Source organism: Haloplanus salinarum, assembly GCF_024498175.1.
Taxonomy (GTDB): Archaea; Halobacteriota; Halobacteria; order Halobacteriales; family Haloferacaceae; genus Haloplanus; species Haloplanus salinarum.
The window spans coordinates 535,688-558,757 of sequence record NZ_CP101823.1 but is presented as its reverse complement, the minus strand read 5'-3'; the positions used below and the strand labels follow the sequence as shown (position 1 = coordinate 558,757).

25 protein-coding genes are annotated in these 23,070 nt (G+C 65.5%); 20 read left to right on the top strand and 5 right to left on the bottom strand.

The annotated features are described in order from the left end of the window. Positions 1-9 precede the first annotated feature (9 nt). Positions 10-915, bottom strand: a complete 906-nt coding sequence (locus tag NO364_RS02950; RefSeq protein WP_157688730.1) for a ketopantoate reductase family protein — start codon at positions 913-915, stop codon at positions 10-12. A 173-nt stretch (positions 916-1,088) separates the two neighbouring features. Between NO364_RS02950 and NO364_RS02945 the strand changes: the two genes are divergently transcribed. Beyond that, positions 1,089-1,382 carry a HalOD1 output domain-containing protein gene (locus NO364_RS02945; protein ID WP_157688731.1) on the top strand — a complete coding sequence of 98 codons (294 nt, stop codon included), beginning with the start codon at positions 1,089-1,091 and terminating at the stop codon, positions 1,380-1,382. Here NO364_RS02945 and NO364_RS02940 read toward each other — a convergent pair. Beyond that, positions 1,369-1,998: a TetR/AcrR family transcriptional regulator gene (locus tag NO364_RS02940; RefSeq protein WP_199243754.1), complete on the bottom strand. Its 630-nt coding sequence runs from the start codon at positions 1,996-1,998 to the stop codon at positions 1,369-1,371. The genes NO364_RS02945 and NO364_RS02940 overlap by 14 nt on opposite strands. 130 nt (positions 1,999-2,128) lie before the next feature. On the opposite strand from NO364_RS02940, the gene NO364_RS02935 reads away from it, so the two are divergent. From NO364_RS02935 to NO364_RS02925, 3 genes are all read left to right on the top strand, one after another. Beyond that, positions 2,129-3,775 (top strand): COG1361 S-layer family protein, encoded by a 1,647-nt coding sequence (locus NO364_RS02935; protein WP_257628486.1) that lies wholly within the window; start codon positions 2,129-2,131, stop codon positions 3,773-3,775. Between the two features lie 7 nt (positions 3,776-3,782). Further along, the gene (locus tag NO364_RS02930; protein ID WP_257628485.1) at positions 3,783-6,308 is read left to right on the top strand and encodes an efflux RND transporter permease subunit; all 2,526 of its coding nucleotides are present in this window, start codon (positions 3,783-3,785) and stop codon (positions 6,306-6,308) included. A 242-nt stretch (positions 6,309-6,550) separates the two neighbouring features. Then, positions 6,551-7,201, top strand: coding sequence for a chemotaxis protein CheW (locus NO364_RS02925; protein ID WP_257628484.1), 651 nt, complete (start codon positions 6,551-6,553; stop codon positions 7,199-7,201). A gap of 142 nt (positions 7,202-7,343) precedes the next feature. Here NO364_RS02925 and NO364_RS02920 read toward each other — a convergent pair whose 3' ends face one another. Next, positions 7,344-7,745, bottom strand: coding sequence for a DUF8057 family protein (locus tag NO364_RS02920; protein ID WP_157688734.1), 402 nt, complete (start codon positions 7,743-7,745; stop codon positions 7,344-7,346). Between the two features lies 1 nt (position 7,746). After that, positions 7,747-8,451, bottom strand: a complete 705-nt coding sequence (locus NO364_RS02915; RefSeq protein WP_157688736.1) for an RAD55 family ATPase — start codon at positions 8,449-8,451, stop codon at positions 7,747-7,749. A gap of 138 nt (positions 8,452-8,589) precedes the next feature. Between NO364_RS02915 and NO364_RS02910 the strand changes: the two genes are divergently transcribed. Continuing rightward, on the top strand, positions 8,590-9,324 hold the full coding sequence (locus tag NO364_RS02910) for an RAD55 family ATPase (RefSeq protein ID WP_157688738.1): 735 nt from the start codon (positions 8,590-8,592) through the stop codon (positions 9,322-9,324). Here the strand turns inward: NO364_RS02910 and NO364_RS02905 are convergent, their stop codons facing one another. Further along, complete coding sequence (locus NO364_RS02905; RefSeq protein WP_157688740.1) at positions 9,325-9,660, bottom strand: winged helix-turn-helix domain-containing protein; 336 nt, start codon at positions 9,658-9,660, stop codon at positions 9,325-9,327. Between the two features lie 142 nt (positions 9,661-9,802). Here NO364_RS02905 and NO364_RS02900 point away from each other — a divergent pair, with 142 nt between their 5' ends. The 15 genes from NO364_RS02900 to NO364_RS02830 all read left to right on the top strand — a co-directional run bounded on the left by NO364_RS02900 (position 9,803) and on the right by NO364_RS02830 (position 23,007). Next, positions 9,803-10,084 carry a DUF7521 family protein gene (locus NO364_RS02900; protein ID WP_157688742.1) on the top strand — a complete coding sequence of 94 codons (282 nt, stop codon included), beginning with the start codon at positions 9,803-9,805 and terminating at the stop codon, positions 10,082-10,084. A 149-nt stretch (positions 10,085-10,233) separates the two neighbouring features. Next, positions 10,234-10,950, top strand: coding sequence for an archaellin/type IV pilin N-terminal domain-containing protein (locus tag NO364_RS02895; protein ID WP_157688744.1), 717 nt, complete (start codon positions 10,234-10,236; stop codon positions 10,948-10,950). Positions 10,951-11,105: 155 nt separating this feature from the next. Next, a complete protein-coding gene (locus tag NO364_RS02890) occupies positions 11,106-11,801 on the top strand; it encodes an archaellin/type IV pilin N-terminal domain-containing protein (protein ID WP_257628483.1) in 696 nt (231 codons plus the stop codon). 152 nt (positions 11,802-11,953) lie between these two features. After that, entirely contained in the window at positions 11,954-12,649 is a 696-nt protein-coding gene (locus NO364_RS02885; protein WP_257628482.1) for an archaellin/type IV pilin N-terminal domain-containing protein, read from the top strand. A gap of 75 nt (positions 12,650-12,724) precedes the next feature. Continuing rightward, entirely contained in the window at positions 12,725-13,312 is a 588-nt protein-coding gene (locus NO364_RS02880; protein ID WP_157688750.1) for a DUF7500 family protein, read from the top strand. 71 nt (positions 13,313-13,383) lie between these two features. Next, the gene (gene cheY / locus NO364_RS02875) at positions 13,384-13,743 is read left to right on the top strand and encodes a chemotaxis protein CheY (RefSeq protein WP_157688752.1); all 360 of its coding nucleotides are present in this window, start codon (positions 13,384-13,386) and stop codon (positions 13,741-13,743) included. A gap of 2 nt (positions 13,744-13,745) precedes the next feature. After that, entirely contained in the window at positions 13,746-14,972 is a 1,227-nt protein-coding gene (locus NO364_RS02870) for a chemotaxis protein CheC (protein ID WP_257628481.1), read from the top strand. Between the two features lie 26 nt (positions 14,973-14,998). After that, the gene (locus tag NO364_RS02865) at positions 14,999-15,499 is read left to right on the top strand and encodes a chemotaxis protein CheD (protein WP_257628480.1); all 501 of its coding nucleotides are present in this window, start codon (positions 14,999-15,001) and stop codon (positions 15,497-15,499) included. Between the two features lie 118 nt (positions 15,500-15,617). After that, positions 15,618-17,072: a FlaD/FlaE family flagellar protein gene (locus NO364_RS02860; protein ID WP_257628479.1), complete on the top strand. Its 1,455-nt coding sequence runs from the start codon at positions 15,618-15,620 to the stop codon at positions 17,070-17,072. After that, positions 17,062-17,493 carry an archaellum stator protein ArlF gene (gene arlF, locus NO364_RS02855; protein ID WP_420191781.1) on the top strand — a complete coding sequence of 144 codons (432 nt, stop codon included), beginning with the start codon at positions 17,062-17,064 and terminating at the stop codon, positions 17,491-17,493. Before NO364_RS02860 ends, arlF begins: the two co-directional genes overlap by 11 nt. Further along, a complete protein-coding gene (gene arlG / locus NO364_RS02850; RefSeq protein WP_257628477.1) occupies positions 17,493-17,939 on the top strand; it encodes an archaellum stator protein ArlG in 447 nt (148 codons plus the stop codon). Before arlF ends, arlG begins: the two co-directional genes overlap by 1 nt. After that, positions 17,936-18,694: an archaellum protein ArlH gene (gene arlH / locus NO364_RS02845; RefSeq protein WP_157688763.1), complete on the top strand. Its 759-nt coding sequence runs from the start codon at positions 17,936-17,938 to the stop codon at positions 18,692-18,694. The genes arlG and arlH overlap by 4 nt, the downstream gene beginning before the upstream one ends. 3 nt (positions 18,695-18,697) lie before the next feature. Continuing rightward, positions 18,698-20,371 (top strand): type II/IV secretion system ATPase subunit, encoded by a 1,674-nt coding sequence (locus NO364_RS02840; RefSeq protein ID WP_157688764.1) that lies wholly within the window; start codon positions 18,698-18,700, stop codon positions 20,369-20,371. Continuing rightward, entirely contained in the window at positions 20,371-22,116 is a 1,746-nt protein-coding gene (flaJ, locus tag NO364_RS02835; protein WP_257628476.1) for an archaellar assembly protein FlaJ, read from the top strand. The genes NO364_RS02840 and flaJ overlap by 1 nt, the downstream gene beginning before the upstream one ends. Positions 22,117-22,137: 21 nt before the next feature. Next, positions 22,138-23,007 carry a CheF family chemotaxis protein gene (locus tag NO364_RS02830; protein WP_157688766.1) on the top strand — a complete coding sequence of 290 codons (870 nt, stop codon included), beginning with the start codon at positions 22,138-22,140 and terminating at the stop codon, positions 23,005-23,007. The last annotated feature ends 63 nt before the right edge of the window (positions 23,008-23,070 follow it).

The following is a 23,070-nucleotide window of genomic DNA, read 5'->3' as shown; positions in this document are numbered from 1 at the left end:
CGATACCCCTTAGCGGAGCCCCGCGCCGGCCTCCCAGCCCCGGATCAGCGCCGCGAGCGTCCGGTTGACCGGCACGGACTCCCCGGCCGCCGCGGCCCGGTCGACCACGTAGCCGTTGATCGCTTCGACCTCCGTCCGGCGACCCCCGGCCACGTCCTGGTGCATCGACGAGCGGTTCCGCGCCGTCCCGCGGACGACGTCCTCGACGGCCTCGTGTACCGTCGCCGTCGACAGGTCGACCCCGTCGGCGCGCGCGACCCGGGCCGTCTCCGTCCCGGCGGCCGTCGCCACCTCGGCCAGCGCCCCCGGCGGGGTCAACGCCCCGTTCTCGACGCGGGCCAGCGCCGTGACGGGGTTGATCGCCGCGTTGACCGCCAGTTTCTCCCAGAGTCGGCGACGCACGTCGGTCGTCGCCGCGGCGTCGATGTCGGCCGCGCGGAAGGCCGCAGCCACGCGCTCGCTGCGAGCGACGGCGTCGACCGGCCGCCAGGGGCCGACCGTCACCCGCCCACGGCCGAGCCACTCCACGTGACCGGGATCGGCGAGCCGTGCCCCGTAGGTGGTCGTCCCCGCGAGCACCGGGACGTCGAGGCCCGCGGCGAGGCGCTCCTCGTTGCCCATCCCGTTCTGGAGCGAGCAGACCGCGTCCACGTCACAGGTCGCCAGCGCGTCGGCCGCGCCGGGCGTGTCGTAGGCCTTGACCGTCACGAGCGCGAGGTCCGCGCTCGCGCCCGACGCGTCGGTCGTCGCCGCGGGATGGGTCGTGAGCGTCTCGACGCCCGTGATCCGGAGGCCTGCGTCCCGGACCGCCGCGACGTGCGGGTCCCGGCCGACGAGCGTCACGTCGTGGGCGCGGGCCAACAGCCCGCCGATGAGACTCCCGAGGCTACCGGCCCCGAGGATCAGGATTTCCATGTGTGCGAGCGTGTCGGGACGGTCGACGCGGCGAACGCCTCGGGTATCATGGCGAGTCGACCCGACGTTCGGTGCCCCGCCGGATGAGTGTTGTTGCCCCACGACGGAGGTTCGAGTATCACGGTTGATAATCTCGCCAGTAGCGTTAAATACTACTACCCGAAGATAAAGGTATGTCAGCGACGAGCGACGAAAGTGCACGGATGCGGTCGGATTCGGCCCTTCACCGGTCGGAGGTCGACTGGGATCGACGCGAACCGGTGAGCCACACCGTGCAGGCCGCTCTTAGCGACGTCGAGGATTGCTCGGCAACCGAACTCGACCCTCTCGCGGAGTACGTCGACCCCGACGCCCTAGAGGCCTTTTTCGCCGGGACACCGGCGGAGCGAGCCAACCGGAGTCTCACATTCGAGTACGACGATCACACGGTCCACGTCGACGGCACCGGGCGAGTCATCGTCGACTGAGTCCGCTCTCCTCCGCCCGCAGTAGCCGCGCTTCGAGATACGCATCCAGTTCCCGACGTACGGCCGCGACGTCGGCGACGTCCTCCGTCGTCGCCCGGCGGACCGTCGCACCGCTCATCGTCGTCAGGACGAACTCGGCGACGGGTTCCGGATCGACCGAGCGATAGACCCCCTCCTCGATACCGCGTTCCACGATGTCCGCGAGGCCGCGTCGGAAGGTGCGGTCGTTGGCCGAGAAGTACTCCCGGAACACCCGGTTGTGCGGCGACTGTCCCCGGAGTTCCACCATCACGTTCGTGAGCTCGGCTCGCTCCGCGTCGAGGTCGGGTGCGAGCACGAAATCGAGCACGTTCCGGAGACAGTCGTGTGCGTCCGCCGTCGTCGGCTGTGGCATCTGTGATTTGAGGTGATCGAGCAGGAACTCCAGCAACGCGACCAGGACGTCGTCCTTGCCGTCGTAATGCCGGTAGATGAGCGACTTGCTCTTCGGGAACTCGTCCCCGATCCGCTGGATGGTCAGGTTCTCGTACCCGTGTTCGATCAACGCGTCGTAGGTGGCGCGCATGATCGAAGTACGCGTGTCCGCGGGGGAGCCGAAGGGGGAGTCGAACGCCACGGTGACTGAACGTTCATTCACAAGTTATATAACTCGTTCCCTCCACCTCTCAGGTGACGTTTCGACACGTCGGCGGGCGATCAGCCCCGTCGGCAGCCGGCCCTCCGAGCTATCAACCGACCACCCATCCATGCACGCCCCACACCGCAACGTCCTCCTCGCCGCCCTCGTCGTCGTCGCCGCCGTCGCTGCGACGGGCGTCGTGGCCGGTCAGTCCTCGTCAGGGACCGTGATCGGTCGCCCGACCATCGACGTCTACAGCTCGACGGCGGAAGTCGAACCGGGAACGCAGACGGAGCTCGATCTGGTCCTCTCGAACGACGGCCGTCTGAGTCGCGGCGGACCGGCGGAGTACGAAGAGCGAGTCACCACCGCCCGCGGCGTCGCCGTCGACGTCGAGAGCGGCGACACCCCGTTCGAAATCAACACCGGCCGGGTCGCCGTCGGGGAGGTTCCCCGCGGCACCACCACGGCCGGCCCGATATCGATCACCGTCCCCGAGGACGCCGACCCCGGGCGATACCGGATCCCCGTCACCGTCTCCTACGCCTACACCGTGAGCGTCGAGTACAGCTCCGTGGGCTCCCCCGAGTACAACGACCTCACCCGCGAGGAGACCCAATACGTCACGCTCCGGGTGCGCGACCAGGCGCAGTTCGAGGTGGTCGACACCGAGACGACGACACAGGTCGGCGACACCGGAACCCTCGCCGTCGAACTCCGCAACCACGGGACGCGGACCGCCCGCGACGCGAGCGTCGTCCTCTCCTCGTCGACGGACGAACTCACCTTCAGCGGCTCCACCTCCTCGACGGGGTACGTCGGGGAGTGGGATCCCGGCACGAACGAGACGGTCGAGTACACCGTCGACGTCGGCGACGACGCGGCGCTCAGGAACTACAGCCTGAGCGCGACCGTCGAGTACGAGGATACGGACGGCATCGCGCGCTCCTCGAACCCGGTGGCGGTGGGGCTCCGTCCCGACCGCGAGCAGTCCTTCGCACTCCGGGAGACGAACGCATCCCTGCGGGTCGGCGAGGACGGGCAGTTCGCCGGCACCGTCGTCAACCGCGGCCCGGACACCGCCCGCCAACCCGTCGTCGTTCTCTCGTCGTCGAACCCGAACGTCGTGATCGAATCGAACGAGTACGCGCTCGAAACCCTCGAACCCGACGAGACCGGCACCTTCGACTTCGACGTGTCCGTGAGCGACGGCGCGAGCGCGAGCACCCAACAGTTCAACGTGAGCGTCCGCTACCGTAACCAGCGTGGCGACGTCCGCCGGAGCGACACGCTCGAAAACCGCCTCCGGATCGAGCCCCAGCGCGACCGGTTCCGCGTCGAGGCGACCAACCGGACCGTCGTCGCGGGCGGGACCACGACCCTCGACATCCGCGTGACCAACCACGGCGACGAACCGTTACGTGACATCGAGGCGAAGGCGTTCGTCCAGTCGCCGCTGGCGAGCGACGACGACGAGGGCATCGTCTCCGCGCTCGATCCCGGCGAGACGGCGACGATCACCATCGGCCTGAGCACGAGCGGGAACGCCCTCGAGAAGCAGTACCCCGTCTCGCTCGACTTCCAGTACGAACTCCCGGACGGCGACACGGAGGTGTCGCGGACCTATCAGGTGCCGGTGACGGTCGAACGGCGACAGAGCGGGGGCCTGCCATTCCTTCCCATCACCGTCAGCGCCCTCGCGGTCGTGGGCGTAGGGCTGTTCGTCTACCGGCGGCGGCGCACCGACGCCGAGAGCGAGGACGGGAGCGCCTGACCGACACGTGGCACCGAGTATCGACGACATCCGGGTCGACTCCCAGCGGTTCGTCGACACCCTCGATTCGTGGATCGTCGACCGTCCCGGTCGCGTCATCCTCCTGTTCCTGCTCGTCTCCGGGCTGTTCGTCCTCGGCTTGGGCGGGGGCGGCACCGACTCCGGCACCGACCAGTTTACCGAGGACGTCCCCGCCGAGCAGGCGCTGCAGGCGGTCAACGACAACTTCGAGCGCGTCACCTTCGGCGACGACTCCGGGACGACGCAGTTGATCCAGTCGGGGGCGAACGTCCTCTCGAAGCCCGAACTGTTGCGGATGCTGGAGGCCCAACGACGCCTCGCCGACAAGCCGGACCTCAACGTCGAGCGGACGACGAGCGTCGCCCGCGCCGTCGCGCGGACCCTCGACCCGTCGGCGGATTCCATCGAGGACGAGATCAGGGCCGTCGAACGATCGACGCCCGGCGAGATCGATCGCGCGGTGCGGATGACCGTCGCCGACGATCCCGGGCTGCGGGCCCTCCTCAGCGACGATTACAACGCCCGATCGGCGTCGGCGTCGGCGACCATCGGTACCGTCTCCCACCGCCTCCCCGGCGGGGCGAGCGAGGGGCCAGGGACGAGCGGGTCGAGCCCCCTCACGTCGATCCAACTCCGCGCGGAGTATATCGTCTCGTCGGTGGGCGGTGACATCACCGTCTTCGGGAGCGGCATCACGAGCGAGGAACTGGGCAACGTCATCAACGACTCGCTCGGGCTGGTGATTCCGGCGGCGCTCGCGCTCATCCTCCTCTTCCTGATCGTCGCCTACCGCGATCCGGTCGACCTCCTGCTCGGACTCGTCTCGCTCGGCATGGCGATGCTCTGGACGTTCGGCTTCATGGGCCTCGCGGGCATCGCCTTCTCTCAGTTGCTGGTCGCCATCCCACCCCTACTGTTGGCAGTGGGCATCGACTTCGGCATTCACGCGATCAACCGCTACCGCGAGGAGCACGTGGGCGACGTGAGCGTCCGCGAGGCGATGCGGATCGCCACCGACCAGCTCGTCGTCGCCTTCTTCATCGTCACGGGGACGACCGTCCTCGGCTTCGCGGCCAACCTGAGCAGCGGTCTGAGCTCGATCCGCGAACTCGGCATCGTCGCCGCCGTCGGCATCGTCTTCACCTTCTTCGTGTTCGGCGTCTTCCTGCCGGCGACGAAGGTGTTCGCCGACCGCTGGCGCGAGCGCCTCGGCGTTCCCGAGTTCGGCTCGGCCGCGCTCGGCTCCGAGCAATCGCTGCTCGGCCGCGTCCTGCCCGTCGGCGTCTACATCGCCCGCGGAGCCCCCCGGCTATTCCTCGTCGTCATCCTCGTGTCGACGGCGGTGATGGGCCAGTACGGCGCCGGCGTCGACAGCCGGTTCACGGAGGACGACTTCCTCCCGCCCGAGGAACCGCCGGCGTATCTCGAATACGTTCCGGAGCCGTTCCGCCCCGGGGACTACACCGTCACCGAGACGACGAACTTCCTGGAGCGGAACTTCCAGACCGGCGAGGAGGACACCACGACCGTCTACGTCGAGGGGCCCTTACACCAGGACTACGCCCTCGAAGCGCTCTGGAGGGCTGGCGAGGACCCGCCGTCGAGTTTCGTCGCCGACGGCGGTCACGCCCGGGAGACGAGCATCGTGACCGTCATTCGGAGTCGGGCAGAGCGGGACCCCGAGTTCGCGGCACTGGTCGCGCGGAACGACCGGAACGACAACGGCATCCCCGACGACAACCTCCGGGCTATCTACGCCGCGCTGCTCGACTCGCCGGCGCGCGACCGGGCGCTGAACTACATCACCGACGACTACACGAGCGCCCGGATCGTCTACTCCGTCGAGGCCGACGCCTCACAGGAGGCGGTCACCGAGGACACCCGACAGGTGGCCGACCGGGTCCGCTTCGAAGCGACGGCCACCGGCGGCGTCATCGTTCTGAAGGCGGTGTCCGACGTGATCGGCGAGTCGGCGTTCCGCAGTCTCGTCATCGCGCTGGTCGCCGCGGCCGCCTTCCTGATCCTGGTGTACGCGGTCCTGGAGGGGCGCCCCTCGCTGGGGCTGGTGAACGTCCTCCCAATCGCCGTCACCGTCGCCGCCCTCGCCTCGACGATGCGCTATCTCGACATCCCCTTCAACGTCCTCACCGGGACGAGCCTCTCCATCGCCATCGGCCTCGGTATCGACTACTCGGCGCACCTCCTCCACCGGTTCGTCGAGGAGTACGACGGGGCGACGGACGTCGACGACGCCCTTATCGAAACCGTCCGCGGGACCGGCGGCGCCCTCACCGGGAGCATGCTGACGACCGTCTCCGGCCTCGGCGTGCTGTGGCTCGCCATCTCGCCGATCCTCGGCCAGTTCGGCCTGCTGATCGCACTGAGCGTCCTCTACTCGTACCTGTCGTCGATCCTCGTCCTCCCGACGACGCTCGTCCTCTGGGACCGGTACGTCGCGACCGGCCCCGGAAGCGACCTGGCGCTCGGCGACGCCGACCCGGCGACGGACTGATACGGATCATTGTGACTGGTTGCCGGTGGTTCGCCGGACCGCCTCGGCGAACCACCGGTAATGACTCACAATAAACAGTATGAGACGGCCGGAGGTGCGTGGAGTATCAGTCCTGAGAACCCGACGACGGAACTTATTACGGGGTGGCGTGAACGACGGTGCAACGAACACATGACGCGGGAATCGACAACGACGCGCTCGGAGCGCGCACGCGAGAACGGCCGGCGAGACGGGGGATGGGAATGAGCGAAGAGAACGGCCCCTCGGCGGCCGAAGTCGCCGAGGCGGCGGACGGGGCCGACGAGGCGGAACTCGACGACCGGATCGAAACCTCCCTGAGCGAACTCGACGTGGCCGGGCCCTCGGACGACGACGGGGGCACCGGCGTCGAGTCGGTACCATCGTTCGGCGACGGTCCCGACGACGTCGAAACCGACGACGGCCGGGACGAGGGCGGGACGGCCGACGAGGAGACCATCTCGGTCCTGGAGTTCGTCCTCGGCGACGAGCGGTACTGCCTGGACATCTCATTCATCGAACAGATCGTCGAGCGGGGGACGGTCACACGGATCCCGAACGCACCGCCGTTCGTGGAGGGGGTGATCGACCTGCGTGGCGACATCACGACGGTCATCGATCCCAAGGAGACGCTGGCCGCGGAGGAAGAGGACGACGGCGACCTGATCGTCGTCTTCGACTCGGCGCAGATGGACGACGAGTGGAGCGTCGGGTGGGCGGTCGACGGCGTCCGGCGCGTCTCGACCGTCTCGCTGGCGGAGGTCAAGGAATCGCCGGTCGACGAACCGTGGATCAACGGCGTGGTCAAACGCGACGAGGACGGTGAGTTCGTCATCTGGACGGAGCCGGGCGAACTCATGCGCTCCGACGCCTGATACTGTTTATTGTACGTCGTTACCGGTGGTTCGCCAGCGTGGTCCGGCGAACCACCGGTACACAGTTACAGTAATCCGTATGAGTCGTCAGGCGGTCGAGGACGGCGATGGACCGGCGAACGGGACGACGGACGGACCGCGTTCAGCGCCGTCGGAGGAACTCCGGCAGTCGAACCCGGTCGAGTCCGTCCTCCGGCACGGCGGTCGGATCCGGCCGCGAGAACATCCCCGGCGGCCCGTCCGGCGAGCCGCGCGGATCCTCGTTGCCGGGCGACACGTCGACGTCGTCGGTGTCGACGACGAGTTCCTCCCACACTGTCGTCGACTCCGCGGCGGTCCGGCCGGACGCCTTGCGTCGCCCCTCCTCGTAGGACAGTTCGATCAGGCTCCGCTCGTAGGTCGTATCGGCGGCGTCACACACGCGCCGGTACTCCTCGCGGTTCGGTTCGCCGAGACTTCGAGCGACACCAAGGGCGAACGCGCGTTCGAGCGCGTCCGCCTTGTCGAGGTCGTCCCACTCGGTGTCGAACTCGGATTCGTACATATCAGGCCTGAATCTGCTGTTCCGGACGGACGTGGAGTCCGTCGTCCTCGAACTCGATGGCGTGGATGTTGCTGTCGATGCTGGTCCCCCGCATCTTGACGATCTGGACCCCGCGGTGCATTCCCCCGCCCTCCAGGTAGTTGTGCATGAAGATGACGCCGTGGGCGAGGTAATGCTCGTCGGCGTAGGACGTGGGATCGGTCATCTCGGAGATGAGCAGGGTGGTCGCGTCGACGCGCTTCAGCGACGTGAGAAACTGGACGAACGCCTCGTGGTTGTCGGGGTAGAAATACTGCAGGATCATCGTCGAGTCGATGACCAGCCGGTCGATCTCCCGGGAGTTGATGAAGCTGACGAGCCGGTTCGTCATGTTCTTCACGCCCGAGGAGAAGTCGTTGCCGCCCGGTCCCTTCAACAGTCGCTTGGCGTTGGAGTCGAAGACGTTCCGGAACTGGAGTTTGCCCGAGTGAGCCGCCTTCTCGAAGCCGAACTGGTAGGCGCTCATGTCGTGGACCAACTCCTCCTCGGTCTCGTGCATGCTCAGATAGAGACATTTCTCGCCGGCACGCACCCCCTCGGTGACGAACTGCGAGGAAAACGTCGTCTTCCCGCTTCCCGGCGGTCCGCTGAGGATGTACAACCGATTCCGGAGGAGTCCCCCGTCGACGAGTTCGTCGAAACCGTCCACGCCGGTGGAAAGCCTCATCGACGGAGAGTGTCCCGGCGGCGTCAAATAGGTTGCGTCCGGGTTCTCAGAGGTGAAAATCGGCGGGAGCGGGCCGACGATTCGGTGGGCCGCCAGCGTTGCGAATTTATTTCAGTCAGTCCGCGTAACTGTACCGCAATGACTGACCTGACGCGAACGGGAATCGAGGGGTTGGACTCGATACTGAGCGGCGGCATCGTCGACAACGCGACGGTACTGATCAGCGGGAACCCGGGGACCGGGAAGAGCATCCTCGGGTTGCAGTACATCTACAACGGCGTGACCAAGTTCGACGAGAAGGGGATCTACCTCTCGTTCGAGGAGAACGCCGAGGACATCGCCCAGGCGGCCGAATCCATCGGCTTCGCGGACTGGCGGGAGCTCGTGGAGGACGATCAGATCCTCATCTACGACAAACAGGAGCTGTTGCGACACAACGACTTCAACTCGACGCTCGACCGGTTGTTGGCGGCGTTCGAGGAGACGGAGTACGAACGGCTCGTCCTCGACTCGCTGACGATGTTCGAACTGTTCTTCGAGGACGAACAGGAGAAGCGGACGTACCTGCTGAAGTTCTCGGATATCCTGAAAGCCAACGGGTTGACCTCGCTGCTCATCGCCGAGCAGTCCGCCGTGTTCCCGGAACAGGACATCGGGCTGGAGAACTTCCTAACCGACGGGAACATCTACCTGATCCAGACCCCGACGGAGTCGGGGGTCAACCGGTATATCTGGGTCGCCAAGATGCGAAAACAGGACATCGAGACGGATATCTTCCCGATGGACATCGACGAGGGTGGCATCACCGTCCACGAACGGGCGGCGGGGTTCTCGATGATGGGCGGGGGCAACGATTCGTTCCCGGGCGAGTGATCACTCCGAGAGCGTCCGCCAGGCCTCGTCGAGTCGGTTCGTGACCTGTCGTCGCTCCTCGACGTCGACCGAGACCTCCCCCTCCGAGAAGTTCACGACGACCTCCTCGATGTTCCGCCGGTAGACGTTGACTCGTCGTCGCTCGTCCGACAGCACCCGGTCGTGGTGTTCGAGGAGGTTCGCGTCGGTGAGTTCCTCGATACGGCGGTAGCAGGTGGCGATCGGTACGTCGAGTTCGTCGCTGAGCTCTTGGGCCGAGCGTGGTTCGTGTGCGAAACTCAGTATTTGGGGGTTGTACTCGTTGCCCAGAACCCGCAACATCTCGGTTCCGTCCATTCGTTATCAGTTTAGATACGGCCCTGAACAATAAATCGTACTGTCATACGCGTGGCGGACGGTCGCTCTCGGGAGTGTCTATCATACCTGAGAATATCACGGCCAGATTTATAACCGGATACACCAAGACTCGGTCGAGACAATGTTAGTCGTCGAATCCCTCTACTTCGCCGCCACGGCGGTGTTGGTGGTCTCCGGGCTGACGATGGTCGGGATGGCCATCAAGGCCTACCTCCAGACGACCCGCCGCGCCATGATCCACGTGTCACTCGGCTTCAGCCTGATCGCCGCCGCGGCGATCGCGACGGCGATCAGCGCGTTCATCAACGACTTCAACGGCGTCCGCTCCCTACTCTTGGTCAACAACGGCCTCGCCTCCCTCGGGTTCATCTTCGTCGTGTACAGCCTCATCATCTACGACTGAGCCGTGGCGACCGTGGGGGCGTTTCTGGGGATTCGACCGGTTCAGGCGTTCATTTTCACCGCTGATATCTGGGAACGTACCTTTATCACTACCTTCGAGTACGTTCAAGCAGAGCCCGCGGGACCCACGACCCCGGGTTACACATCAACATGTTCGAAGAACGAGAGCGGGGGCAGGTCGGTATCGGGACGCTCATCGTGTTCATCGCGATGGTCCTGGTCGCGGCGATCGCGGCCGGCGTCCTCATCAACACGGCCGGCTTCCTCCAGACCCAGTCAGAACAGACCGGACAACAGAGCAGCGCACAGGTCACCGACCGCCTCGAACCGGTGTCGAAGACCGGCAACGTCTCGGTGTACAACAGCACGTACGCCAGTAATTCGAGTGAGGATACCGAGATAGTGTCCGACTCGGCGTCGAACCTCTCGAAGGAGAATCAGTCGCTCGTGGTGAACGAGGTGTCGCTGGTGGTCCAGAAGTCCCCGGGCGCGAGCGACATCAACATGAGCGCCACCACCTTCGAGTTCGTCGGACCCGACGGCACCGACCGCTTCGCGTTCACCAACGAGAGCGTCGTCAACCGGAGCGGGGCGACCGGTCCCGACGATCGGACCCGGGCGCTTCAGGACGACGACGACTCCCTCAACGAGTCTCAAGGGAGCGGGTTGATCCTGAACAGTCGGACCGACCGGCTGGTCGTGACGCTCGACCTCAACGAGACGGCCAACACCGATCCGTTCGTCAACAGTCCGCTCGAAGCCGGTGAGACGGCGACGATCCGCGTCAACACCGAGAGCGGCGCCACCAGCATCATCCGCATCCAGGTGCCACAGTCCCTCTCCGGCGAAGAGTCGGTCGAACTCTAAGCCCGCGTCGCCTTCTTCGTTTTCCACCCACCGACCAGCCGTCGGCTCGCAGTCGCCGGATTTCAGCCGTGATATTTTGGTCTATAGGTTTAACACGGCCGTTCGACAACCGGCGTGTAGAACCCAGGACAGCATAGTCCCGGGGGTCACAACACATGTTCGAAGAACGAGAGCGGGGGCAGGTCGGTATCGGGACGCTCATCGTGTTCATCGCGATGGTCCTGGTCGCGGCGATCGCGGCCGGCGTCCTCATCAACACGGCCGGCTTCCTCCAGACCCAGTCAGAACAGACCGGACAACAGAGCAGCGCACAGGTCACCGACCGCCTCGAACCGGTGTCGAAGACCGGCAACGTCTCGGTGTACAACCAGAGCGACGACGTGATCGTGAACGAATCCAGGCAGAACCTGTCGCGGAGCGACACGTACCTGGCCGTGAACGAGGTGTCGCTGGTGGTCCAGAAGGCCCCGGGCGCGAGCGACATCAACATGAGCGCCACCACCTTCGAACGGGTCGGTCCGAACGGCACCGACCGCTTCGCGTTCACCAACGAGAGCGTCGTCAACCGGAGCGGGGCGACCGGTCCCGACGACCGGACCCGGGCGCTCCAGGACGACGACGACTCCCTCAACGAGTCGCAGGGTGACGGCCTCATCCTGAACAGCCGCACCGACCGACTCGTCGTCTCGCTCAACATGACCGAACTCGCGCAAAACGAGATGTTCGCCGGCGGTCCGCTGAAGGTCGGTGAGACGGCGACGATCCGCATCAACACCGAGAGCGGCGCCACCAGCATCATCCGCATCCAGGTGCCACAGTCCCTCTCCGGCGAAGAGTCGGTCGAACTGTAATCCGCGACGCTTTTCGTTTTTCCCAACTCCGACAGCCACCGGCTCGCCGCCCCCGGATTTCAGCCGTGATATTTTGGTCTATAGGTTTAACACGGCGGTTCGACAACTGGCGTGTAGAACCCGGGACACCGTCGCCTCGGGGACCACAACACATGTTCGAAGAACGAGAGCGGGGGCAGGTCGGTATCGGGACGCTCATCGTGTTCATCGCGATGGTCTTGGTCGCGGCGATCGCGGCCGGCGTCCTCATCAACACGGCCGGCTTCCTCCAGACCCAGTCAGAACAGACCGGACAACAGAGCAGCGCACAGGTCACCGACCGCCTCGAACCGGTGTCGAAGACCGGCAACGTCTCGTACTACAACACGAGCGACAACGTCACCCTGACCGAGTCGCAGGCGAACACGTCGCTCGACAACACGTCTCGGGCGGTGAACGAGGTGTCGCTGGTGGTCCAGAAGGCCCCGGGCGCGAGCGACATCAATATGAGCGCGACCACCTTCGAACTGGTCGGCCCGAACGGCACCGATCGCTTCGCGTTCACCAACGATACGGCGATCAACCGGAGCGGGGCGATCGGTCCCGACGACCGGACCCGGGCGCTCCAGGACGACGACGACTCTCTCAACGAGAGCCGCGGATCCGGGTTGATCCTCAACAGTCGGACCGACCGGCTGGTCGTCACCATCAACATGACCGCACTCGACTACAACGACCAGTTCAGCAACGGTCCGCTGGGGCCGGGTGAGACGGCCACCCTCCGGATCAACACCGAGAGCGGTGCCACGAGCATCATCCGCATCCAGGTGCCCCAGTCGCTCGCCGGCGAAGAGTCGGTCGAACTGTAACCCCGTTCGACCCTCGCGGCGCGGCACCGAATCTTTATATTTTCACGCACCGCAAGTGGAAACACTGCACAGGGTATGCCATCGGATCCAGACGATTCCGTCTCGGAACGCGGGAAGGTGATCACCGAGGAGGAACTCGACCTCACGCGACACGACAACGTCTCCGAACTCGACGACGGGCGCTTTCTCGTCTCCACGGGAGAGTCGATGAGTGACGAGGCCGCACAGCGCCGGGCGGACGCCATCGACGCCCGAAAGACCGGAGCGGAGAGCGAGGACGGGACGGAGAGCGAGGACCCCGAACTCACCGAGATGGACGTCAACCGATGGCTCGAAGACCACTTCCGAGGCATCGACGCCCAGTACGGCTTTCACGCGACGGCGAAGTTCGACGACGGGGTCAGCCGCCACCAGGTCGTCTCGAACGACGTCGTCACCAGCTTCGAGTCGCTGCTGATCTGGTACGCCCAGCACGTCGGCGGCGGCACCCCAGTCGAGGAGGTGCTCGGCATCCTGCTGGCCGAGTCGAACGTCTCCGTCCGCTACCCGGTCGGGACCCTCACCGGCCTCCTGAAGCGGTACGAGCTGGACCGCGAGGACTCCATCGGCGACCTGATCGAGGCCGTCTCCGACGAGGAAGCCGTCACGCTGTCCGAGGACTGAGCCCGATCCCGTATCAGCGCTGAGAATCGCGTCCGAGTATTTATTTAGCGACTCCCGAATTCACGGGACAGATGCCACCGAAAGTACTCATCGTCGACGACTCGGATTTCATGCGTAATCTCCTGCGTGAGATCCTCGAGGAGAACTTCGAGATCGTCGATGAGGCGGAAAACGGGGTCGAGGCGGTCGAACTCTACCGTGAACACGATCCGGACTTAGTCATGATGGACATCGTGATGCCGATCCGTGACGGAATCGAGGCGACGAGCGAGATCACCGGCAGCGATCCGGACGCGAACGTGATCATGTGTACCAGCGTCGGCCAGGAGGAGAAGATGAAAAACGCCGTCAAGGCCGGTGCGGACGGCTACATCACGAAACCGTTCCAGAAACCGAACGTGCTCGAAGCCATCGACGACGTCGTGGCCTGATCATGCGTGTCGATATCCAGTCGCTCGGCACGTACAACCGCCTCGCACAGGAGGGGGCGGAACACGCCGCGGCGTCGCTGACCCAGATGACGGGGATCGAGACGTACGTCGACGTGACCAACGTCACGCTGATGTCGAAACAGGACGTGGAGGACGTCTTCGGGGGAACGGAGTTCGTGGGCGTCCAGATCGGTCTCGGCGGCGGCCTGTCGGGGGAGACGGCGCTCGCCTTCGACCGCGAGAGCGCCGCGAGCATCGTCGACGTCCTGGTTCCGGGGGCGTCGGCCGGCGATGACGACGAGTTCGACGAGATGGCTCGGAGCGGGATCAACGAAATCGGCAACATCATGATGGGCGGGTTCGTCGACGGGTGGGCCGACTACCTCGGGACGAGCGTGGACATGAGCCCGCCGAACTACGTCGAGCGTGCGGGGACCGACGTGCTTCCGGACGGCGCCCTGGACCGGGCCGACGAGGAACACGTCTTCGTCTTCGAGAGCCAGATGACGGCCGTCGATCAGGAGATCGACGCCTACATCTACATGCTCCCGGAGTACAGCGCCTTCGCCGATATGCTCGCCGCCAGCGACGACCACGAGGACGCGATCCCGATGGACAAGCTGACCGTCTTCGACGAGATGACCCGACAGGGTGCCGAGCGGGCGGCCGAGAACGTCTCCTCGATGACCGGCATCGAGACGGACGTGGACGTGAGCCGGCTCAGCTTCGTCCCCATCGAGGACGTCCCCAACACGGCCAGAGACGAGGTGTACGTCGGGACGGTTATGGAGTTCAAGGGGACACCGGGCGGATACCTCGCGATCCTCTTCGACGAGCCGTCGGCCCGCACCATCGTCGACGCGACGGTGCCGATGGAGCTCGACGAACCGCTCGGCGAGATGGGGGAAAGCGCCATCGAGGAACTCGGTAACATCATGACCAGCGGGTTCATCGACGGGTGGGCGAACGTCCTCCAGACGAGCATCGACCACACGCCCCCCGAACTGGTCCACGACATGGGGAGGGCCATCCTCAGCCCCATCGCCGGCCGCCTCGGCCGGTCCCAGGAGTACGCCTTCCTCATGGACTCGACGGTGGTCACCCCCGAAGGCGAGTTCAACTGCGAACTCTACGCCATCCCCGACGAGCGGAAACTCAAGGAGGCACTCGACTCGCTGCTGGTCGAGCGAAGCGACCAACTCGAAGCCGATCAAGAGTCGTTGTTCTGATATGAACCGGGGACGGGAACTCTGAGATGAAGACGTACGGCCGGGAAGCGGACTCGGGGAAGACCCGCCGACGCGTCGGCATCGCCGACTTCGCGGTCACCGGCGACGGCGCCGTGTTGACGACGAGCGGGCTCGGTTCCTGTCTCGGTGTCGGCCTCTTCGACGAGTCGGCAGGGGTCGCCGGCCTGGCACACACGATGTTACCGACCGCCCCCGGCGACGCGGACGAGGTCGCGAAGTTCGCCGACACGGGCATCGCCGCGGTGGTGGACGAGATGCGCCGAGAGGGAAGCTCCGTCGACGACATCACGGCCAAGCTGGCCGGCGGGAGCGCCATGTTCGAGTTCGACAGCCAGGAGCAATCCATCGGCGAGCGCAACGTCGCGGTGGGTCGAGCGACCCTCGAACGGCTCGGTATTCCCGTCGTCGCCGCGGACGTCGGCGGCGACTCGGGGCGGTCGCTGCGCTTCCGCGGCGATACCGGTGTCCTCGTGGTCAAAAGCGCCGGCGACGAGCGTCAGCTCTGACAGACGCGCGTCACACACGTATCAATATTGATAACTGAAGGGGAACGGTTAAAGTACGCGAGATCAATATATTACGCGTTAGAATGGGTTCGACGGCCCGGACCGCGGGAGGTGTCGGATGGAGCTCCTAGAGCGCTTCTTGGGCGGGGACGACGAGGCGCCCGAGAGCGACGGCGACGGCGACGACGACATGCTCTTCGAGGAGGAGGACGACGACCTCGGCGGGTTCGGCGACGACGAGTTCGGGGACGACAGCTTCGACGACGAACTCGGGTTCGAGGAGGGGGACGACGGCGGTGCCGCGACCGCCGAACTCGAGGGGCGGATCGACGAAATGGAAAACGAGGTCGCCAGCCTCTCCTCGACGGTGAGCACCATCCGGAGCGAGAACGAGGAGATCAGCAACACCGTCGAGGACGTCGAGGAGAACGTTCGCAAACTGCTCGACATCTACGAGATGGTCACCCGTGGCGTCAATCCGTTCGTCGACGACGCCCAGGGTGGCGGCGGCTTCGACGGCGGGGGCGGCGGGTCCCTCGGACTGTTCGACGATGGCGACGACGAGGAAGAGGAGGATCTAGACGACGACATCGCCGGTGCCGACGCGGAGGAGTTCTTCGACGACGACTTCCTCGACGAGGACGAAGGCGACTTCGACGACGACTTCGAGCAACCGACCGACGACGCGCCGACCACCGAGACAACCATGGCCGAGGATTCCGACGACTCCGACGACGACTCCGGCAAATCGTTCGAGGAACTGAAAGACGAATACGAGAGCGGCGACGCCGAGTGGGCGGACGACGAGCCGACGAACGGGGACGCGGACGACGCCTTCGCCGAGGAGCCGACGAACGGGGACGCGGACGACGCCTTCGACGAGGAGTTCGCCGAGGAGCCGACGAACGGGGACGCGGACGATGGTTTCGGTGACGTGGACGACGACTTCGGCGACGTCGGCGAGGACTTCGGTGACGACGCCGACTTCGGCGGCGTGGACGAGGACTTCGGCGAGGACGATGGCGAGGAGCCGGTCGCGGAGCCCGAACCGGAGCCGGAGCCGACCCCGACGGCGCCGGGGTCGCCGGACGCTCCGGACGACGAACCGACCGCCCAGGCCGACGCGCAAGCCGCCGAGCGGGCGGCCGAGGCGGCGGCCAACGCCGACGGCGCCGGTGACCTCCAGTTCGCCGCCAACACGCTGATGAACGGCTCGGAGGCGGCGGTCACGAAGCCCTACCTCGATGGGTTGCCACCGGGCTACGTGAGCGACCTGCTCGTGATGGAGTGGCTCGAATACCTCGTCGAGGAGGGCGGCGTGGCGGACGCCGCACGGGCCGTGGAGTATTACCGGCGGATTCAGTGGGTCGGCGAGGACGCGGCCGACGACCTACACGATTTCCTCGACGGGTTCGGAGACGTCGACGACGAGGTGACGGGGGCGCCGTCGGAGCTTTCCATCGACCACCACGTGGCCAGCCTCCGATACATCAGCCGGCTCACCGGCTCGACGGCGGATTCGATCGTCTTCGAGTGCTGGAGCGGCGGCGGGGGTGTTCCGTTTGGGCTTTAGCGTCAGTGGGTCGGCGGCCATCGTGTTCGTCGGCATCTTCCTCGCCTTCTCGACGGCTTACACGGCGTCGGCCAACGGCTTCGAACGCGTGAGCGACGCCCGAACGGACGTCGACGACGAGGCGCTCGAACGCCAGAACACGGCCCTCGACATCGCGAACGTCACGTACGACGCCGGCAACGGGACGTTGATCGTCGACGTCGACAACGAGGGCTCGACGGGGCTTTCGGTCGGGGCCGTCGACCTCCTGGTGGACAACGACTACCGGGACAACTTCACGGCCCGGAACGTCGACGGCGACGCGTCGACGGACCTGTGGCTGCCGGGCGAACGGCTCCACCTCGAAGTGTCGCTTTCCGACCGACCGACCCGGGTCAAGATCGTCACCGGTCCGGGTGTGGCCGACGTGGAGGTGCTCTGATGGCGAGCGTTTCGGCCTCGCATCTGATCCTGTTCATCGCGAGTCTGGTCATCGCCGCCGGCGTGGCCGGAACGTTCACCCAAGGCATCTCCCGACTCAGCCAGAGCATCGACGATCAGAGCCTCGAGGTCTCCGAGGAGGTGCGGACGGACATCGAGATCATCAGCGACGCCGGCAGCCCCGTCTACAACAACTCCACGAACACCGTGACGCTGCTGGTGAAAAACACCGGGACGGCGGACATCCCCGCCGACAGCCAGTTCATCGAGATACTGGTCGACGGCCAATACCGCACGAACGTCACGGTGACGGTTGTCGACGGCGAGGAGTGGCGACCGAACAACGTCGTTCGCCTCGAGATCGGCGGGGCGGACCTGTCGAGCGGCGACCATCGCGCGAAGATCATCGTCAACGGCGACGAGGAGGTGTTTGCCTTCCGCGTATGAGTCAGACAGGATCGAACTTACTCTCGCTCGGACTGGAGGATCACGACCGCCTCAACAAGGAACTCGGCGGCGGCATCCCACGGGGGAGCATCGTCCTCGCCGAGGGCGACTACGGGGCGGGCAAGAGCGCCCTCTCCCAGCGATTCACGTACGGGTTCTGCGAGGAGGGACACTCGGTGACCTTCCTCTCGACGGAGCTGACGGTCCGGGGGTTCATCGACCAGATGCACTCGCTGTCCTACGACATGGTCGATCACCTGCTGGACGAGAACGTCCTCTTTCTCCACGCCGACTTCGACACCGGCGGTCGCCTCTCGGACGAGGGGGAGGGCGAGCGGAAGGAACTGCTCAAGCGCCTGATGAACGCCGAGACGATGTGGGACTCGGACGTGATCGTGATCGACACGTTCGACGCCATCCTCCGCAACGACCCGAAGTTCGAGGCGCTGGTCAGGCAAAACGAGGAGCGACAGGCGGCCCTGGAGATCATCGGGTTCTTCCGCGACGTGATCTCCCAGGGAAAGGTCATCGTCCTGACCGTCGACCCGTCGACGGTCGACGAGGAGGCGATCGGTCCGTTCCGCTCCATCGCCGACGTCTTCCTCGAACTGGAGATGGTGGAGGTCGGCAACGACGTCCGCCGTCAGATCGCGGTCAAACGGTTCGCCGGCATGGGACAGCAGGTCGGAGACAGCATCGGGTACTCCGTCCGCTCCGGGACGGGAATCGTCATCGAGAGCCGGAGCGTCGCCTGAACCATGACTGAACTCGGAACCGCCACCCCATCGGACGAACTCAAACAGATCGCGGCCCAGCGGCCCCACCTCCGCGATCACCTGAAGAAGTTCAAGCAGATCACCGGCGAGTTCCCGCTACTCATCGACGAGCCGTCGGGAGAGTACGAGACCAGCCGTCCGAACGTCCTCTATCCCATCGGGGGGCCGATCTACTGTCACATCTACGGCGACCTGGGTCAGGATATGAAGTATTACGCCATCGAGCCCTCCCTCTCGGGCGAGGAGCGGAGCCTGTTCGGGAAGATCCGGGACGAGTTGCTGGACCGCAGCGTCAGCAAGGCCGTCCCGGAGGAGGAGTCGGAGTACGACGACCGGATCGAGGAGTTGCTCCAGGAGACGACGACCATCGACCGGGACCGGAGCGGCCTCCGCTACTGGATCGACCGCCTCAAACGGTTCCTCGGCCTCGGCGACTACCGCGTCAGCGAGCAGACCTACGAGAACATCCGCTACCGGCTCAACCGCGACATCGTCGGGCTGGGACCGCTCGAACCGGTGATGCGCGACCCGGCCAACGAGGACATCCACGTCATCGGCCCCCACCAGTGTTACGTCGACCACGGCACGTACGGCCTGATCGAGACCACCGTCGACTTCGGCACGCCGGAGCAGTTCGACTCCTGGATCCGGAGTATGGGCGAGCGCATCGGCGACCCCGTCTCGGACTCGAACCCCATCGTCGACTCGACGCTCCCCGACGGCTCCCGCCTGAACGTCATCTACTCCGACGACGTGAGCGTCCAGGGGCCGAGCCTCACCATCCGCCAGGGCGACGAGACGCCGCTCTCGATCAACCAGATCACCAAGTGGGGGACGCTCTCGCCGAAGCTCGTCGCCTACCTCTGGCTCTGTCTGGAGAACGAACAGACGGTGTTCGTCGTCGGCGAGACGGCGTCGGGGAAGACGACGACGCTCAACACGATCATGTCGTTCATCCCCCGCGACTCGAAGATCTACACCGCGGAGGACACCGCCGAGGTGCTCCCGCCACACGACACGTGGCAACAGCTCCTCACCCGCGAGGGCGGCGGCGAGGAGGACTCGGACGTGGACATGTTCGACCTCGTCGCCGCGGCGTTGCGATCCCGTCCCGACTACATCATCGTGGGCGAGGTCCGTGGGGAGGAGGGGCGGATGGCGTTCCAGGCCGCCCAGACCGGGCACCCGGTCATGCTGACCTTCCACGCCTCCGACATCGTCTCGATGATCCAGCGGTTCACCGGCGATCCGATCAACGTCCCCGAGCCGTTCATGGACAACGCCGACGTGGCGCTGTTCCAGAACCGCGTCAAGCAGGGTGACGACGTGTTGCGCCGGGTGACGAGCGTCCAGGAGATCGAGGGCTACTCCAAGGAGATGGACGGGGTCGTCACCCGCCAGGTGTTCAGCTGGGACCCCGTCGAGGACGAAATCGTCTTCCAAGGGATGAACAACTCCTACGTGCTCGAAGAGCAGATCGCGACCCTGCTCGGCTACGCCGACACTCGGGAGATCTACGACGACCTCGACTTCCGGGCGCGACTGATCGAGCGCATGATCGAGGAGAACATCCTCGGCTACCACGAGGTCAACGAGGCCATCGAGTCGTTCCAGCGTGACGGCGTCGAGGGACTCCCCTTCGATATCCACCGATAATGGCATCCGAACCAGCCGCGACGAACGACACGGAGATCACCGCCTCCGAGACGCTCGCGTCCATCGTCGACGCCTACCACCGGATGGACATGGAGCTGTCGCGGTACCTCCTGTTCATCGTGCTCCCGTCGGCGCTGTTTTTCCTCGGCACCGTCGCCGTCGCCGTCTTCGTCGAGTTGCCGCTGTCGGTGCGGCTCCCCGTGCCCCTCCTCGGCGGCCTCGTCCTCGTGGCGGCCGTCGCCTACCCGAAACTGCTCGTCAGTCAGGAGCGCGTCGAGATGGAGAACCAGTACCACCTCATGATGACACACATGACGGTGCTGTCGACGACGAACATCGACCGCATGGAGGTGTTCCGCAAACTGGCCGAGGAGGAGGAGTACGGCGCGCTGGCGACCGAGGTCGGCCGGGTGGTCGAACTCGTCGACACGTGGAACCAGAGCCTCGACGACGCCTGCCGGCGACGGGCGCGGCAGATCCCCAGCGATCCGCTCGCGGACTTCTTCGAACGGCTCGCCTACACCGTCAACGCCGGCCAGGAACTCAGCGAGTTCCTCCTCAGCGAACAGCAGGTGATGATCCAGAACTACGTGACGATGTACGAGAGCACCCTCGACAACTTGGAGGTCATGAAGGACCTCTACATGTCGATGGTGCTCTCGATGACCTTCGCGCTCGTGTTCGCCATCGTCCTGCCCATCCTCACGGGGACGAACCCGACGATGACCGTCGGTGCCGTCATCGTGCTCTACGCGTTCATCCAGATCGGCTTCTTCCTCGTCATCCGGACGATGTCGCCGTACGACCCGATCTGGTACTACCCCGACGAGATCCGCCCGGACGGCGAGTGGTCGATGATCGCCAGCCTCGCCGCCGGCGGACTGCTCTCGATGGTGCTGATCGCCCTCGTCGCGGGTGACCTGTTCCGGATCGGGCCGGGAATAACCGACCTGCTCCCCGTGGCGTCCCTGCCGCGACCCATCTACATGGCCATCCCGGTCACGCCACTCGCCATTCCGGGGGTCGTGTTCCGGATCCAGGAGGAGCGGATCAAGGCCCGCGACGACGAGTTCCCGAGTTTCATCCGGGCGCTCGGGGCGAGCGAGACGGCGAAACAGTCCACCACCACGGCCGTGCTCAAGACCCTCCGGAAGAAGGACTTCGGGCCGCTCACCGGCGACGTCGACGACCTGTTCAAGCGGCTGAACATGCGGCTGGAACCCGACCGAGCCTGGGAGTATTTCACCGCCAACACGCGCTCGTACCTCATCCAGAAGTTCAGCGAGATGTATCTCGTCGGCAGACAGATGGGGGGCGAACCCAAACAGCTCGGCGAACTCATCAGCGAGAACATGAACCACGTCAACCAGCTCCGACAACAGCGCCAACAGGCCACGGTCACGATGATCGGCCTGTTGTACGGGATCACCGCGGCCTCCTCCTTCGCCTTCTTCATCGGGTTCAAAATTGTCGACATCCTCGCCGGCATGTCGCTCGATCTCTCCACCTCCTCGCAGTTCAGCGCCGCCCAGCTCATCCACACCGAGGTGTACGACCTCCCGGTCATCCAGTTCCTGCTACTCGGGGTCGTGATGATCAACGCCGTGCTCTCCGCGCTCATCATCCGCACCGTCGACGGTGGGCACAAGGCCAACGCGCTCCTACATTTCGTCATGCTCACCTGGATCGGCTGTCTCGTCGCCGTCTTGACCATGTCCGTCGTGGGGGGACTCCTGGATGTGTGACCGACCGTCGGAGGTGGCGGCGTGAGCGAACGCGTCATCGCCGACTTCGTCGGCCGGTTCTACCTGACGGACATGGACCGGAGCGAACCGGTCCGGGGCCGGATCATGCTGAGCCCCAAACGGCTCGTCCTGGCCGGCGAGGACGACAAGGTGACCATCCCCATGGGAGCGATGTTCGACGTGTCAGTGGGGCACGTCCCGCCCGAGATGCGGGGGTTCTTCAGCGACACCGTCACCATCGCCTACAACACGGACAGCGGCCGCCGGATGGCCGTCGTCGAGGGCGACGGGGACACCATCGAGAAGTTCGCCACCGTCCTCTTCAAGGCCCACCTGAACGGCCGGGAAGTGACGGTCGAACATCCCGCCCGGCGCGGCGGACGGGTCGTCGATTCGCCGGCCAAACAGGCGCGACTCACCGTCAACGACGGGACGCTCAGCTTCGACAGCGGCGACGGCTCGTTCACCATCGACCTGGCGACGGTGACGAACTTCGAGAAGGAGCGCCGGACGCTCGGCGGCGAGTCGCGGCCGGCGCTGTCGGTCAGCCACGTGCCGCGCACCACCTCGCTCGTCTCCGTGGTCGCACTCTCCTCCGATCGGGTGATGAACCTCCTCGGCCGCTACCTCCGGCTGGAGTACAGCGACATCGTCGAGTCGCTCTCGGACGTGTCGCTCTCCGACGAGGAGGTGCAGGTGTTGCTCGCCATCTACTCGGCGGGCGAGGGCGTCGACCCGCTGGAGGTGGTCGCCGCCGACGCGAGCCAGACGACGATGGTCCTCAACGGCCTCCGGGAGAAGGAACTCGTCGTCGACGGCGACGAGGGGACCGAACTGACGCCCAAGGGGCGGGTCGTCGTGAACAGCCGGCTCGAAGAGGTCAACAACTGATAGGAATTATCGGAAGTCATCATAGGTTCTCGCCGGGTCGTCCCGGCGAGAACCTATGGACAG

Bases quoted from the DNA above. Each gene is read 5' to 3' on its own strand.
- NO364_RS02910 (WP_157688738.1), top strand. From the start codon at position 8,590: ATGACTGACCTGACGCGAACGGGAATCGAGGGGTTGGACTCGATACTG.
- NO364_RS02880 (WP_157688750.1), top strand. From the start codon at position 12,725: ATGCCATCGGATCCAGACGATTCCGTCTCGGAACGCGGGAAGGTGATC.
- NO364_RS02870 (WP_257628481.1), top strand. From the start codon at position 13,746: ATGCGTGTCGATATCCAGTCGCTCGGCACGTACAACCGCCTCGCACAG.
- NO364_RS02950 (WP_157688730.1), bottom strand. From the start codon at position 915: ATGGAAATCCTGATCCTCGGGGCCGGTAGCCTCGGGAGTCTCATCGGC.
- NO364_RS02885 (WP_257628482.1), top strand. From the start codon at position 11,954: ATGTTCGAAGAACGAGAGCGGGGGCAGGTCGGTATCGGGACGCTCATC.
- NO364_RS02925 (WP_257628484.1), top strand. From the start codon at position 6,551: ATGAGCGAAGAGAACGGCCCCTCGGCGGCCGAAGTCGCCGAGGCGGCG.
- NO364_RS02905 (WP_157688740.1), bottom strand. From the start codon at position 9,660: ATGGACGGAACCGAGATGTTGCGGGTTCTGGGCAACGAGTACAACCCC.
- NO364_RS02860 (WP_257628479.1), top strand. From the start codon at position 15,618: ATGGAGCTCCTAGAGCGCTTCTTGGGCGGGGACGACGAGGCGCCCGAG.
- NO364_RS02915 (WP_157688736.1), bottom strand. From the start codon at position 8,451: ATGAGGCTTTCCACCGGCGTGGACGGTTTCGACGAACTCGTCGACGGG.
- NO364_RS02900 (WP_157688742.1), top strand. From the start codon at position 9,803: ATGTTAGTCGTCGAATCCCTCTACTTCGCCGCCACGGCGGTGTTGGTG.
- NO364_RS02840 (WP_157688764.1), top strand. From the start codon at position 18,698: ATGACTGAACTCGGAACCGCCACCCCATCGGACGAACTCAAACAGATC.
- NO364_RS02895 (WP_157688744.1), top strand. From the start codon at position 10,234: ATGTTCGAAGAACGAGAGCGGGGGCAGGTCGGTATCGGGACGCTCATC.
- arlH (WP_157688763.1), top strand. From the start codon at position 17,936: ATGAGTCAGACAGGATCGAACTTACTCTCGCTCGGACTGGAGGATCAC.
- arlG (WP_257628477.1), top strand. From the start codon at position 17,493: ATGGCGAGCGTTTCGGCCTCGCATCTGATCCTGTTCATCGCGAGTCTG.
- cheY (WP_157688752.1), top strand. From the start codon at position 13,384: ATGCCACCGAAAGTACTCATCGTCGACGACTCGGATTTCATGCGTAAT.
- NO364_RS02920 (WP_157688734.1), bottom strand. From the start codon at position 7,745: ATGTACGAATCCGAGTTCGACACCGAGTGGGACGACCTCGACAAGGCG.
- NO364_RS02945 (WP_157688731.1), top strand. From the start codon at position 1,089: ATGTCAGCGACGAGCGACGAAAGTGCACGGATGCGGTCGGATTCGGCC.
- NO364_RS02865 (WP_257628480.1), top strand. From the start codon at position 14,999: ATGAAGACGTACGGCCGGGAAGCGGACTCGGGGAAGACCCGCCGACGC.
- NO364_RS02935 (WP_257628486.1), top strand. From the start codon at position 2,129: ATGCACGCCCCACACCGCAACGTCCTCCTCGCCGCCCTCGTCGTCGTC.
- NO364_RS02890 (WP_257628483.1), top strand. From the start codon at position 11,106: ATGTTCGAAGAACGAGAGCGGGGGCAGGTCGGTATCGGGACGCTCATC.
- flaJ (WP_257628476.1), top strand. From the start codon at position 20,371: ATGGCATCCGAACCAGCCGCGACGAACGACACGGAGATCACCGCCTCC.